Annotated in this window: 12 protein-coding genes, 1 tRNA gene and 1 pseudogene; 4 read left to right on the plus strand and 10 right to left on the minus strand. The window is 67.3% G+C overall.

Going from position 1 to position 13,952, the window contains the following annotated elements; all coding sequences use genetic code 11:
* Complete coding sequence (locus tag PGN16_RS09785; protein ID WP_335309218.1) at positions 1-741, minus strand: Crp/Fnr family transcriptional regulator; 741 nt, start codon at positions 739-741, stop codon at positions 1-3.
* 185 nt (positions 742-926) lie between these two features.
* A tRNA-Pro gene (locus tag PGN16_RS09790) sits at positions 927-1,003 on the minus strand.
* 167 nt (positions 1,004-1,170) lie between these two features.
* Between PGN16_RS09790 and yajC the strand changes: the two genes are divergently transcribed.
* The 4 genes from yajC to PGN16_RS09810 all read left to right on the plus strand — a co-directional run bounded on the left by yajC (position 1,171) and on the right by PGN16_RS09810 (position 4,557).
* Entirely contained in the window at positions 1,171-1,509 is a 339-nt protein-coding gene (gene yajC / locus PGN16_RS09795) for a preprotein translocase subunit YajC (RefSeq protein WP_335309219.1), read from the plus strand.
* 1 nt (position 1,510) lies between these two features.
* The gene (gene secD, locus PGN16_RS09800) at positions 1,511-3,112 is read left to right on the plus strand and encodes a protein translocase subunit SecD (RefSeq protein ID WP_335309220.1); all 1,602 of its coding nucleotides are present in this window, start codon (positions 1,511-1,513) and stop codon (positions 3,110-3,112) included.
* Between the two features lie 61 nt (positions 3,113-3,173).
* On the plus strand, positions 3,174-4,148 hold the full coding sequence (gene secF / locus PGN16_RS09805) for a protein translocase subunit SecF (RefSeq protein WP_335309221.1): 975 nt from the start codon (positions 3,174-3,176) through the stop codon (positions 4,146-4,148).
* Between the two features lie 22 nt (positions 4,149-4,170).
* Positions 4,171-4,557 (plus strand): Mth938-like domain-containing protein, encoded by a 387-nt coding sequence (locus PGN16_RS09810; protein ID WP_335309222.1) that lies wholly within the window; start codon positions 4,171-4,173, stop codon positions 4,555-4,557.
* Positions 4,558-4,804: 247 nt separating this feature from the next.
* On the opposite strand, the gene PGN16_RS09815 is transcribed toward PGN16_RS09810, so the two are convergent.
* From PGN16_RS09815 to nuoL, 8 genes and pseudogenes are all read right to left on the minus strand, one after another.
* Positions 4,805-5,218, minus strand: a complete 414-nt coding sequence (locus PGN16_RS09815) for a DUF983 domain-containing protein (RefSeq protein WP_335309223.1) — start codon at positions 5,216-5,218, stop codon at positions 4,805-4,807.
* Positions 5,219-5,262: 44 nt separating this feature from the next.
* Positions 5,263-5,541 carry a DUF1467 family protein gene (locus tag PGN16_RS09820; protein ID WP_335309224.1) on the minus strand — a complete coding sequence of 93 codons (279 nt, stop codon included), beginning with the start codon at positions 5,539-5,541 and terminating at the stop codon, positions 5,263-5,265.
* Between the two features lie 28 nt (positions 5,542-5,569).
* Positions 5,570-7,210, minus strand: coding sequence for a ribonuclease J (locus PGN16_RS09825; RefSeq protein WP_335309225.1), 1,641 nt, complete (start codon positions 7,208-7,210; stop codon positions 5,570-5,572).
* Positions 7,211-7,294: 84 nt separating this feature from the next.
* Positions 7,295-8,083: a type III pantothenate kinase gene (locus PGN16_RS09830; protein ID WP_335309226.1), complete on the minus strand. Its 789-nt coding sequence runs from the start codon at positions 8,081-8,083 to the stop codon at positions 7,295-7,297.
* 13 nt (positions 8,084-8,096) lie between these two features.
* Positions 8,097-8,843, minus strand: coding sequence for a biotin--[acetyl-CoA-carboxylase] ligase (locus tag PGN16_RS09835; RefSeq protein ID WP_335310314.1), 747 nt, complete (start codon positions 8,841-8,843; stop codon positions 8,097-8,099).
* Positions 8,821-10,281, minus strand: a complete 1,461-nt coding sequence (gene nuoN, locus PGN16_RS09840; protein WP_335309227.1) for an NADH-quinone oxidoreductase subunit NuoN — start codon at positions 10,279-10,281, stop codon at positions 8,821-8,823. Before nuoN ends, PGN16_RS09835 begins: the two co-directional genes overlap by 23 nt.
* A complete protein-coding gene (locus PGN16_RS09845; protein WP_335309228.1) occupies positions 10,281-11,819 on the minus strand; it encodes an NADH-quinone oxidoreductase subunit M in 1,539 nt (512 codons plus the stop codon). Before PGN16_RS09845 ends, nuoN begins: the two co-directional genes overlap by 1 nt.
* A 16-nt stretch (positions 11,820-11,835) precedes the next feature.
* Positions 11,836-13,950 (minus strand): annotated as a pseudogene (gene nuoL, locus PGN16_RS09850) (NADH-quinone oxidoreductase subunit L).
* Positions 13,951-13,952 lie beyond the last annotated feature (2 nt).

Consider the following 13,952-nt stretch of genomic DNA (forward strand, 5'->3'; position numbering starts at 1 on the left):
TCAGCGCATAGCAACCGGCGGCACGGCCGGCGACGGATAATCCGCCATCCGTGCCAACTCGCCCGGCTGCAACAGCGTCACTTCCCGCCCTTCCAGCTCGATCAACTGCTGCTGACGCATCATCTGCAGCGTGCGGTTCACGTGAACGCTGGTCAGCCCCAGCGTGTCGGCGAGCATCTCCTGCGTCAGCGGCATCCTGAAATGCGTGTCGGTCGCCAGCCCCACTCCGCGAAGGCGATCGCGCAACTCCAGCAGCAGGTGCGCGAATCGCTCGATCGCCACCTGCCGCCCGAGCCGCGCGGTGGCGTCGAGCAGATGGTGGACGGTCGCCATCGTATGCCGTCGCAGCACGTCGTCGAGCAGCGCCGGGTCGGACAGCCAGGGTCCGTCGAGATCGATCAGCGTCACCGGCGTCAGCGCCACGATCGTGGCCGGATACGTCGCCTCGCGCTCCAGCGGCAGCGGGTCGCCGGGCAACAGCACATGTTCGATCTGCCGCCGCCCGTCCGCGAAGTGCCGCACCAGCGCCGCCCAACCCGCGCGTAGCGCCCAGACGCCGCTCACCGGCTCGCCGTCATGGACGATCTCGCGGCGCGAGCGGACGATACGCGGCGAGTAGCGCCGGCTGTGCAGACCGATCGTCGCGGCCAGCCCCGGCGAGAGCTGTTCGAGCCGTCGATGCACGGGATCGCTGCGGTCGATCGTCACGCGCGGCGGTGGCGGGCCGGGCGTCATGCTCATGGCGGCGGGCGCGCGTGATCCGCGCAGGGAGCAAGAACGGGTTCCGCGGCTGACGCCATCTGACCTCCACGCACCGGAGGCGCGGGAGCCGGGCGCGAGAGCCCCGGAGTCGCGTCGAACGGTGCGACGCACATCCTACCAGCCGCGGCCCCGCGACGGAACGGAAATCATTGATTTGTAATGATTGGTCGGGGCGACAGGATTCGAACCTGCGACCCCCACACCCCCAGTGTGATGCGCTACCAGGCTGCGCTACGCCCCGACCGAGGGGGCGCCTCTACGCCTGGTCGCGGCGCGATGCAAGCGCATTGGAACGCCGTGTCGAGGCAGCGGGGTCGGGCGCATGTTGCGCGCGGCGCGCCGCGATGATAGCGGCAGCGACTTCGCGCGGCCGTCTCCCGGCCGCCCAACGGTCATGCACGGAAACCGATGCTCATCTCTCCCGCTTATGCGCAGACCGCCAGCGGCGCCGCCCAGGGCGGCGGCCTCGCCGGCTTCATCAGCCTCGCGCCGCTGCTCCTCGTCTTCGTCGTCTTCTACTTCCTGATGATCCGCCCGCAGCAACGCCGCATGAAGGCGCTCCAGACGGCGGTCGCGGGCGTGAAGAAGGGCGATTCGGTCGTCACCGCCGGCGGGCTGATCGGCAAGGTCACGCGCGTCGAGGACGAGGCCGTCGAGGTCGAGATCGCGCCCAACACCCGCGTGCGCGTCGTCAAGGCGACGCTTGCCGAGGTGACGCCGCTCGGCGGCAAGCCGGCGAACGACTGACATGCTGGACTTCCCCCGCTGGAAGGTCGCCGGCATCTGGCTGCTGCTCGCGGCGTTGGTGTCGCTGTCGATCCCGACCTTCATTCCCGAAAGCGTGACGCAGGCGTGGGGGATCAATCTTCCGCGCGTCAACAAGGGGCTGGATCTGGCCGGGGGCAGCTATCTGCTGCTCGAGGCCGACACCAACGACGTCGCCGCGACTCGCGTCGAGGCGATGCGTGAGCAGGTGCAGACCGAAATGCGCCGCCAGAACCCGCGCATCGAAATCGGCGAAATCTCCAGCCGCGGCGGGCAGCTGTCGTTCCTGCTGCGCGATCCACGCCAGGTCGACGCCGCGCGCGAGCGGCTGCTCCAGATCACCGGCACCGGCGCGGGCATGACCGGCCAGCGCCAGTGGGACATCCAGGTCGTCGACACCAGCCGCTTCGTGCTGACGCCGACCGCCGAGGGTCTGAAGCAGGCGGTCGAGACCGCGATGGGCGACGCGACCGAGGTCGTGCGCCGCCGTATCGACGAGATGGGCACGCGCGAGCCGACGATCATCCGGCAGGGCAGCAACCGCATCGTCGTGCAGGTGCCGGGCCTTCAGGACCCGCAGGCGCTCAAGGACCTGCTCGGCAAGACCGCCAAGCTCGAATTCAAGCTGGTCGACGTCAACGCCGATCCGCAGGCGCTCGCCAAGGGTCAGGCGCCGGCCGGCGACCAGATCCTGCCCTACCCCAACAATCCGTCGGGCATCCCGCTGATCGCGGTGAAGCGGCAGGCGATCATCACCGGCGACATGCTGAGCGACGCGCGGCAGGAGTTCGAGCCGCAGACCAACGCGCCGCAGGTGTCGATGACCTTCGACAGCCAGGGCGGTCGCCGTTTCGCGCGCACCACGCAGGAGAATGTCGGCAAGCCGTTCGCGATCATCGTCGACAACAGCGTGATTTCCGCCCCGAACATCAACGAGCCGATCATCGGCGGTCGCGCCGCGATCAACGGCGGCTTCACGGTCGAGAGCGCCAACCAGCTCGCGATCGCGCTGCGCTCGGGCAAGCTGCCGGTCGACCTCAAGATCGTCGAGGAATCGACGGTCGGGCCGGACCTCGGTGCCGACTCGATCCGCGCCGGCATCCTCGCCTCCGCGGTCGCGGTCGCGCTGGTCGTGGCGTTCATGCTGGTCACCTACGGGCGATTCGGCGTCTATGCGAACCTCGCGGTGGTCATCAACGTGTTCGTCATCCTCGGCGTCATGGCGCTGCTCAAGGGCACGTTGACGTTGCCGGGCATCGCGGGCTTCGTGTTGACGATCGGCACCGCAGTCGACGCCAACGTGCTCATTAACGAGCGTATCCGCGAGGAGCGCCACCGCGGGCGCAACGTGGTGCAGGCGGTCGAGCTGGGCTATAAGGAGGCGAGCCGCACGATCTTCGAGGCGAACGTGACGCACGCGATCTCGGGCATCATCATGTTCGTGCTCGGCTCCGGCCCGGTAAAGGGTTTTGCGGTCGTGCTGCTGATCGGCATCGCCACCAGCGTGTTCACCGCGGTCACCTTCACGCGGATGCTGGTCGCGGGCTGGCTGCGCCGCGCCAAGCCGAAGACGATCAACATATGATCGCCCCCGCCCTTCTCTCCCCTAACCGGACCCCGGCTGCGGCCGGGGCGGCGAGGCCGTCATGAAACTGCTCAAGCTCGTCCCCGACGACACCAATATCGATTTCGTCCGCCTGCGCGGGCTGGCGTTCGGCCTGACGCTGTTGCTCAGCGTGCTGGCGGTCGGAATCACCTTCTACAAGGGGCTGAACTTCGGCGTCGACTTCGAAGGCGGCCTGATGATCGAGGAACGGTTCGCACAGGCGCCCGACCTCAACAAGGTCCGCAGCGTCGTCGATGCGCAGGGCGTCGGCGAAGCCGCGCTCCAGCAGTTCGGCGATCCGCGCACCGTGACGATCCGCCTACCCGTCCAACAGGGTGGCGATGAAGGCGCCACCAACCGCGCCGTCCGTAAGGTCGAGGCGTCGCTGTTGCAGGCGTTTCCGGGTGCCGAGTTCCGCCGCTATTCGACGGTGTCGGGCAAGGTGTCGGGCGAGCTGATCCGCAACGGCGTGCTCGCGGTGGTGCTCGCGATCCTCGGCATCGGGCTGTTCGCGATCTTCCGCTTCGAGTGGCAGTTCGGCGTGTCGACGATCGTCGCAATCGTCCACGATTTGTTGATGACGCTCGGCTTCTTCGCGCTGACGCAGTTCGAGTTCGACCTCAACATCGTCGCGGCGGTGCTGACGATCATCGGCTATTCGATCAACGACAAGATCGTCATCGACGACCGTATCCGCGAGAACATGCGCCGCTATCGCAAGATGGAAATGCGCGAGATCATCAACCTGTCGGTCAACGAAACCCTCCCCCGGACGGTCATGACCTCGGTGACGATCCTCCTCGCACTCGCCGCGTTGCTGTTCCTCGGCGGGCACGTGCTGCGCGGCTTCACCGCAGCGATGACGCTCGGCATCGTCGTCGGCACCTATTCGTCGATCTACGTGTCATCCTCGCTGCTCATCACGCTCGGCCTGCGCGCCGAGCCGGAGAACGAGAAGCCAGTGCGCGGCAAGAGTATCGCCGACAATGCGGAGCGCGTCGGGCCGCGCGCCTGACCCGCGTCGGGGAGCACGCACGATGAGAATGGACCGCGAGCGTGACGCCGCCGGCCCGCTGGTCCGCGGCTTCGGCCCGGCCGGCTTCAAGGTCGACGCGCCGGACGGGACGATGGGCGTCTATCCCGCGCTGCTGCTGACCGCGACGCGCGCCGACGGCTGGACCCCGCCGCCGTTCGATTCGCTGGACGAGGCGGCGCTGGCGCCGTTGCTGGGCGAGGCGATCGAGTTCGTGCTGCTCGGCACCGGCGCCGACCTGCGCCGCCCGCCGCGCGCGCTGGTCGCGGCGCTCGAAGCGCGCGGGATCGGGGTCGAGGCGATGGACAGCCGTGCCGCCGCGCGCGCCTGGGGCGTGCTGCGCGCCGAGGAACGCCGCATCGCCGCTGCGCTCTACCCGCTCGTCGACTGAATTACCGTTTCTCGCTGCCCACTCGCGTCGAGCTTGTCTAACGGGCGCCGTCTTCGGAGCCTTAAGACGCGAACACATCGTCTCGATCCGTCATTGCGAGCGTAGCGAAGCAATCCAGGGCGTCCTGGTCCAGCCCTGGATTGCTTCGCTATGCTCGCAATGACGATCGGCTGGTTTGACCTGAGATCGTATCCCCAAAGCGCACACCAGCACGTAGGCTAAAGACTCAGCGCATCGGCAAAGCCCGCTATTCCTCCTTCACCAGCCGCCCTTCGCGCGCCTTGAAGTAGAATTGGCTCGCCACCAGCCAGCCCTTGATCGGCCGCAGCGGCAGCACGGTGCTGACCAGCAGCACCGGCAGACTGACCAGCACATGCATCCACCATGCCGGGTCGGCGAGGATCTGGAACATCAGCGTGAAGATCACGCCGGGCAGGCACGCAAACAATTGCACGAACACCGCCGGCCCGTCCGCCGGATCGGCATAGGAATAATCGAGCCCGCACACCGGGCACCGCTCGCGGATCGTCAGAAAGCCGCGGAACAGCGCGCCCTTGCCGCAGCGCGGGCAACAGCCGCGCACCCCGGTGGCGAGCGGCGACAGTCGCGGCCACACATGGCCGGCGTCGTCGACGAGGCGCGGATCACTGGCGTCGGTCATCATCACTCCCTGCGCCGCCCAGCGACGCGCCGCCACAACCCGCGTCAGTCGATCGCGTTGGCCACGTCCATGACGTCGAGCGACTGCGCCGTAACCCAACCGAACTCATAATTGGCGACGAACAGCGTGAACAGCGTCGTCGCGACGATCGTCGTCCGCACGATGACCCGTTTCAGCGAGAATTCGTGCGGCGCGCTTTCGGCGGTACCGGGCATGTGCGCCTCCCCCGCCTCGGCGGAGGTGCGCACCCCGAACGGCAGGACCAGAAACACCGAAAACGCCCAGAAGAGGACGTAGATCGCCAACAATGATGTCCAGCGCACCTCGCGTCCTCCCGCCGGGCGTGCCGGATCAGACCTGCACGATTACGACGTCGACGATCGGCTTCTTGCCGGTCCACCGCGTCGCGACCTTGCGCACCGCCAGCCGCACGTCCTCGCGCAGCCGCTCGCGGTCGCGCGGGCGCCCAGCCATCGCCTCGACCGCCGCCTCGACCGCGTCGGCAAGGAACGGCTCGCGCTCCTCCTCGACCGGCACGCCCTGAACGCGCACCTCGGGGGTGCCGCCGGCGCGGCCGTTGCGATCGACCGCGATCCCGACCGAGATCTGCCCGTTGACCGCGACGCGCCGCCGTTCGTTGATCGTGCTGCCATCGGCGGGCAGGATCACATCGCCGTCGAGCACGAGCCGTCCGATCGGCACGTTGCCGATCTTCTTCGGCGCGCCGGGCGCCAGCCGCACCATGTCGCCATTGGTCTGGACGATCGTATTCGCGACGCCCTGCGAAAGCCCGTAGCGCGCATGCTCCATCAGGTGGCGCATCTCGCCATGCACCGGCACCAGCGAGGTCGGACGCAGCCAGCCGTACATCTTCGCCAGCTCCGGCCGGCCCGGATGCCCCGAGACGTGGACATGCGCCTGCTTCTCGGTGACCATCTCGACGCCCTTCGCGGCGAGCTGGTTCTGGATGCGCCCGATCGCGACCTCGTTGCCGGGGATCTGCTTGGACGAGAAGATCACCATGTCGCCCATGTCGAGCTGGACCGGATGGCTGCCGGCCGCGATCCGCGCCAGCGCCGCGCGCTCCTCGCCCTGCCCGCCGGTGGCGACGATCAGCACGCGGTTCTTGGGCAGCCGCATCGCCGCATCGACATCGATCGTCTGTGGAAAGTTCTTGAGATAGCCGGTCGCCTTGGCAACGCGGATGATCCGGTCGAGCGAGCGCCCGGTCACGCACAGCTTGCGGCCGGTCTCCTCCGCGACCTGCCCGAGCGTGTGGAGCCGCGCCGCGTTCGACGCGAAGGTTGTCACCACCACACGCCCGCGTGCACGCGCAACGCTCTTGGCGAGCCCCTCACGCACGCTCGCCTCGCTGGGCGACGCTTCGGCATTGAAGACGTTGGTCGAATCGCAGACGAGCACGTCGATGCCCTCCGCGCCAATCTCGGCGAGTTCCTCGGGGGTCGCCGGCTGGCCGATCACCGGGGTCGGATCGAGCTTCCAGTCGCCCGTGTGGAACACCTTGCCCGCCGGGGTGCCGATCACCAGCGCGTTCGCCTCCGGAATCGAGTGCGACAGCGGCACGACCTCGACCTCGAACGGGCCGACCTTGAACGACTTGCGCGCCTCGACCAGCCGGATCTTCACCCGGTCCTCGATGCGCTCCTCCTCCAGCTTGCCGAGCACCAGCCCGGCGGTGAACGGCGTCGCGTAGATCGGCACGCCCAGGTCTTCGGCGAGATACGGCAGCGCGCCGATATGATCCTCGTGACCATGCGTCAGCACGATCCCGACCAGATCGTCGATCCGCTCCTCGATGAAGCGCAGATCGGGCAGGATCACGTCGATCCCCGGATAATGTGCGTCGGCGAAGGTCACGCCGCAATCGACCATCAGCCATTTGCCGGCATGGCCGTACAGGATCACGTTCATGCCGATTTCGCCGGACCCGCCCAGCGCGCAGAAAAGAAGCTCGTTATTCTTCGGTGTCATTACATTCCTTTGGGTGCCGGCACCGCGGCCCGTCCGCATCATCGCGGCAGGCGGAAAAGACGGACGATCGCGCCGGCAAAGCGGTCATGCGTCGATATGGGCGCGCGCGTACATGATCGCCAGACCCTGGATCGTCAGGTCGGGTTCGATCGCGTCGAACGCGTTGGTATGTTGTTCGAATAGCGTGGCGAGGCCGCCGGTGGCGATCACCTTCACGGGGCGCGCGATCTCGCGCTTCATGCGTGCGACCAGCCCCTCGATCATCGCGATATAGCCCCAGTAGATGCCGATGTTCATTTGATCGACGGTGTTGCGGCCGATCACGCTTTCGGTGGCGGGCGCCTCGATCGCGATCCGCGGCAGCTTGGCGGCGGCCATCACCAGCGCGTCGAGCGACAGGTTGATCCCCGGCGCGATGATCCCGCCCTTGTAGGAGCCGTCGAAGTCGGAATGGTCGAAGGTCGTCGCAGTGCCGAAGTCGATCACGATCAGGTCGCCGGCATGGAGCGCGTGCGCCGCGATCGTGTTGACCGCGCGATCGGCTCCGAGGCTGCGCGGCTCGTCGACGTCGACCGACAGCTGCCACTCGACGGGCGCGCGCCCGGCGATCAGCGCCTCAGTGCGGAAATATTTGCTGGCGAGCACCTCGAGATTGTGGAGGGCGCGCGGGACGACCGTCGAGATGATAACCGCGGTCACATCCTCGCGCGTGTACCCTTCCAGCTGGAGCAACTGGCTGAGCCACACCGCATATTCGTCGGCGGTGCGGCGCGGGTCGGTGGCGATCCGCCAGCGCGCGCGGATCTCGCGTGTCGTCGGCTGGACGAGCGCGAAGACGATATTGGTGTTGCCGGCATCGACCGCGAGCAGCATCGCCTTCCTCTCCCTAGACCACGAACACGTCACCGGCATGGATGACATGCCGCGTACCGTCCGCCAAGCCGAGCAGCAGCGCGCCGCTCATATCGAGCCCGAGGAACTGCCCCTCCAGCGTGGTCTGGTCAGGAAGCCGCACGCTCAGCGCGGTGCCGACCGGGTGTGCGCGCGCACTCCACTGCGCAGCGACCGGTGCAATGCCCTGCGCGCGCCACACCCCGAGCCATGAGACGAAGCGCTCGGCGAGACGTTCCAGCAGCGTCGCCGCGTCCACCGTCGCCCCGGCTGCGCGCAGGCTGGTGGTGGCGCGATCGGCCAGCGCCGGATGATGCGCGACGTTGACCCCGATCCCGACCACCACATGCGCCGCGCCGCGTTCGAGCAGGATCCCGGACAGCTTCGCGCCGTCGAGCAACAGGTCGTTGGGCCACTTCAACTGTAACGCGCGCGCATCGGGCAGCACGCCACGCACCGTCTCCTCCAGCGCGACCGCCGCGACCAGCGCCAGCCCCGCGGCCGGCGGATCGTCAGGGCGGAGCGCGACCAACGTGCTCGCATAGAGATTGCCGGCGGGCGAGTCCCAGACCCGCCCCTGCCGCCCGCGTCCGGCGGTCTGCTGCTCGGCGCGCAGCCATGTGCCCTCGTCGACCACGCGGTCGCCCGCGAGCGCCAGCAGGTCGGCGTTGGTCGACCCGGTCGCCGGTACCGTCAGGATCCCGGGCAGCGCCGCCGCCTCAGAAGAGGCTGTTGGCGGCAGCGAGCGTCCAGGCCGACAGCGCCGGGATCGCGAGATAGCCGAGCGGCGAGACGAACACCGCCGCGACCACGATCAGCCCGCCTTCGAGCCTGTCGCCCGCGCCGAACGTTCCTGCCGGCTCGTCGAAGTACATCGTCTTGACGAGGCGCAGGTAATAATAAGCACCGATCACGCTGAACACGACGCCGATCACCGCCAGCGGGAACAACCCGGCCTGCACCGCGGCGTAGAAGACCGCGAACTTGGCGTAGAAGCCGAACAGCGGCGGGATGCCCGCGAGCGAGAACATGAAGATCGCCAGCGCCGCCGCCAGCCCCGGTCGCGTCCGCGACAGGCCGGCGAGGCTCGCAATCGTCTCGATCGGCTGCCCGTCGGCATCGCGCATCTGAAGCACGACCAGGAAGCTGCCCAGCGTCATCGCAAGATAGATCGTCATATAGGTCATCACCGACGCGACGCCTTCCGGCGTGCCCGCGGCGAGCCCGATCAGCGCGAAGCCGACGTTGTTGATCGACGAATAGGCGAGCAGGCGCTTGACGTTCTGCTGCCCGATCGCCGCGACCGCGCCGAGCAAGATTGAGGCGAGCGACGCGAAGATCACGATCTGCCGCCACTGAACCTCGGCCGGCCCCATCGCCTCGACCGCGACGCGCACCGCCAGCGCGATCGCCGCCACCTTCGGTGCGGAGGCGAAGAACGCCGTCACCGGGGTCGGTGCGCCTTCATAGACGTCGGGGGTCCACATGTGGAACGGCACCGCCGAGATCTTGAACGCCAGCCCGGCGAACACGAACACCAGCCCGAACAGAAGACCCAGCGAACGCCCGCTGCCCGTCAGCGGCGCGGCGGCATAGGCACCCGCGATCTCGTCGAACAGTGTCGAGCCGGTGAAGCCGTAGACGAGGCTGATGCCATAGAGCAGGATGCCGCTCGCCAGCGCGCCGAGCACGAAATACTTCAGCCCCGCTTCCGCCGAGCGCGTATCCTGCCGCATGAAGCTCGCCAGCACATAGGCGGCGAGGCTCTGCAGCTCGAGCCCGACATAGAGCGTCAGCAGGTCGCCCGCCGACACCATCATCCCCATGCCGCACGCCGACAGCAGGATCAGCACCGGATATTCCGGGCGCAGGTCCGCGCCCGCGGTGCGCCGGAAGAAGTCGGGCGCCATCAGGATCGCGACCGCCGCACCGACGTAGATCAGCACCTTGGCGAATGCCGCAAACGCATCCGCGCGGTACAGGCCGTAGAAGGCGTCACCGCCGGCCGACGCCGGGCCAGTCAGCGCGATCAACGCCCCGCCCAGCACCGCGACCGACGCCCATGACACCGCTTTGGTTGAGGCCGGCCCACCCCAGGCGGCGACCAGCATCAACGCGATCGCTCCGACCGCGAGCACTAGCTCGGGCAGCGTCATCGCCAGATTGGCGGCGTAATCCATCAGTGCGCGCTCCCATGCGCAGAAGTTTCGGCATGTGCGGCGGGTACGATCCCCGTGCCTTTCGTCGGCAGCGAATCACCGGCCGGCTTGGCGCGATCGATCCGCGCCAGCAGGATCTGCGTATCCTTGCGCATCGGCGCGAGGAAGCTCTCCGGATAGACGCCCATCCACAGCACCGCCGCCGCGATCGGCACCAGCAGCCACAGCTCACGCGGGGTCAGGTCCGACATCTGCCGCACCTCCTCCGACTTGATCTCGCCCCAGACGACGCGACGGTACAGGTACAGCATATAGGCCGCGCCGAGGATGATCCCGGTGGTGCACAGCAAAGCGATCGTGGTCGACACCTGATAGGTGCCCATCAGGCTCAGCAATTCGCCGACGAAGTTGCTGGTGCCCGGCAGGCCGATCGACGCCATCGTGAACAGCAGGAACAGGATCGCATAGCGCGGCATGTTGATCGCCAGCCCGCCGTAGCGGCTGATCTCACGCGTGTGCAGCCGGTCATAGATCACGCCAACGCACAGGAACAGCGCGCCCGACACCAGGCCGTGGCCCAGCATCACCATCATCGCGCCCTCGATCCCCTGCGCGTTGAACGCGAACAACCCAATCGTCACGATCGCCATGTGCGCGACCGAGGAATAGGCGATCAGCTTCTTCATGTCGGACTGCACCAGCGCGACGAGGCTGGTGTAGATCACCGCCACCGCGCTGAGCCCGAACACCAGCCACACGAGGCTCGCCGAGGCCTCGGGGAACATCGGCAGGCTGAAGCGCAGGAAGCCGTAACCGCCGAGCTTCAGCAGCACGCCCGCGAGGATCACCGACCCGGCGGTCGGCGCCTGCACGTGCGCGTCGGGCAGCCAGGTGTGGACCGGCCACATCGGCATCTTCACCGCGAACGACGCGAAGAACGCCAGCCACAGCCACGTCTGGACGCTGGCCGGGAAGTCGTAGTTGAGCAGCGCCGGAATGCTGGTCGTCCCCGCGGTGATGCTCATGTAAAGCATCGCGATGAACATCAGCAGCGAGCCGAGCAGCGTGTACAGGAAGAACTTGTACGACGCGTAAATGCGGTTCGCGCCGCCCCAGATGCCGATGATCAGGAACATCGGGATCAGGCCGGCTTCGAAGAAGATGTAGAACAGGAACAGGTCCTGCGCCGCGAAGGTGCCGATCATCAGCACCTCGGTGAACAGGAACGCCGCCATATATTCCGGCACGCGCTTCTCGATCGCCTGCCAGCTGGCGCCGATGCAGATCGGCATCAGGAACACCGACAGCACGATCAGCAGCAACGCATAGCCGTCGATGCCGAGCGCCCAGCCGAACCGGCCGAACAGCGGGGCATATTCGACGAACTGCCATTGCGCGCCGCCGACGTCGAACGACGTCCACAGCACCACGCCCAGCGCGAGGTCGATCAGCGTCGCGGCCAGCGCGGTGAGGCGCGCCGCGGGGGCGGAGAGGAACAGGCACGCGATGGCGGCGACCGCGGGGACCGCCAGCATCAGCGAGAGGATCGGGAACGACATCTTCCTTCTCCCCCGCTCAGCCCGCGATCGCCCAGGTGATCGCGGCGGTGAGCCCGATCAGCATGACGAAAGCATAAGTATAGACATATCCGGTCTGGAGACGAACCGCCGCCCGACTTCCCACCTGCACCAGCCACGCCGAGCCGTTCGGCCCGAAGCGGTCGATCGTCCCTTCGTCGCCACGGTGCCACAGCAGGCGGCCGATCGCGAACGCCGGGCGCACGAACAGGAAGTGGTAGAGCTGGTCGAAATACCATTTGTTGAGCAGGAAGCGGTACAGTGGCTGGAACGTGTCCGCGAACTTCGCGGGCGCATCCGGCGAGCGGATGTAGGTCAGGTACGCGATCAGCAGCCCCGACAGCATCACGATCGTCGCCGCCAGCTGCACCAGCAATGGGACCTGATGCATTTCGTGCATCAGATGCTCGTTGAAGAACAACGCGCCCTTCCAGAACTCGCCCGCGCTCTCCGGATCAATGAACCAGCGATGGAACACGAACCCGGCCGCGACCGCGCCGACCGACAGCACGATCAGCGGGATCAGCATCACGATCGGGCTCTCGTGCGGATGATAGCCGCCGGTGCCCTTCGGATCTCATTGAACCCGCGCGATTCGACGTGCGGTGCATGGCCGGCGTCCTCACCCGCGGGATCGGGATGATGCGCGTCGTCATGCCCGTGCGCATGCGCGTCGCCATGATCGTCATGCGCGTGATCTCCGTGACCGTGCGCGTCATGAAGCGCGTGCTGGATATGCTCCGACGCCGCCCAGCGCGGTTCCCCCCAGAAGGTGAGGAACATCAGCCGCCATGAATAGAAGCTCGTCAGCAGCGCCGCGAACACGCCGACCATCGACGCGACCGGCGATCCGGCCGCCCAAGCCACCTCGATGATCGCATCCTTCGAGTGATAGCCCGCAAACCCGCCGATGCCGTAGATACCGACGCCGGTGATCGCGAGCGTGCCCAGCAGCATCGCCCAGAAGGTGATCGGGATCGCCTTCCGCAGGCCGCCGTAGAAGCGCATGTCCTGCTCGTGGTGCATCGCATGGATCACCGAGCCGGCGCCGAGGAACAGCAGCGCCTTGAAGAAGGCGTGCGTGAACAGGTGGAACATCGCCGCGCCATAGGCGCCGACGCCCGCCGCGAAGAACATATAGCCGAGCTGCGAGCAGGTCGAATAAGCGATCACGCGCTTGATGTCGGTCTGCGTCGTGCCGATCGTCGCCGCGAACAGGGCAGGTCGCGGCCCCGATGAAGGTCACGAAGCCCATCGCGGTCGGCGAGGTCTCGAACATCGGCGACAGGCGGCACACCATGAACACGCCCGCGGTCACCATCGTCGCCGCGTGGATCAGCGCCGACACCGGGGTCGGGCCTTCCATCGCGTCGGGCAGCCAGGTGTGCAGCCCGAGCTGCGCCGACTTGCCCATCGCGCCGACGAACAGCAGCAGGCACAGCACCGTCATCGTGTCGGCGCGGAACCACAGAAAGCCGATCGTCGACCCCGCCATCGACGGTGCCGCGGCGAGGATCGCCGGGATCGAGACGGTGTTGAAGACGAGGTAGGTGCCGAAGATCCCGAGCATGAAGCCGAGATCGCCGACGCGATTGACGACGAACGCCTTGATCGCCGCGGCATTGGCGCTCGGCTTGCGGAACCAGAAACCGATCAGCAGATAGCTGGCGAGGCCAACGCCTTCCCAGCCGAAGAACATCTGGATCAAATTGTCGGCGGTCACCAGCATCAGCATCGCGAAGGTGAACAGCGACAGATAGGCGAAGAAGCGCGGCTGGTCCGGGTCTTCGCTCATATAGCCCCAGCTATAGAGGTGGACGAGCGCCGAAACGCTGGTGATCACCACCAGCATCACCGCGGTCAGCGCATCGACGCGCAGCGCCCACGACACGTCGAACGTGCCCGAGGTCATGAAGTGCAGCACCGGCGTCACCGACGCCTCGCTGCTGCCCATCAGGAAGCCGATGAACACCGGCCACGACAGCGCGCACGACAGGAACAGCCCGCCGGTCGTGATCGCCTTGGGCAGGGTCGCGCCGAACGACTTGTTCGCGAACCCGGCGACGATCGCCGCGACGAGCGGCACGAAGACGATGAAGAGGATCGAATGCACCG

The organism is Sphingomonas phyllosphaerae, assembly GCF_036946485.1.
GTDB classification, from domain to species: domain Bacteria; phylum Pseudomonadota; class Alphaproteobacteria; order Sphingomonadales; family Sphingomonadaceae; genus Sphingomonas; species Sphingomonas phyllosphaerae_E.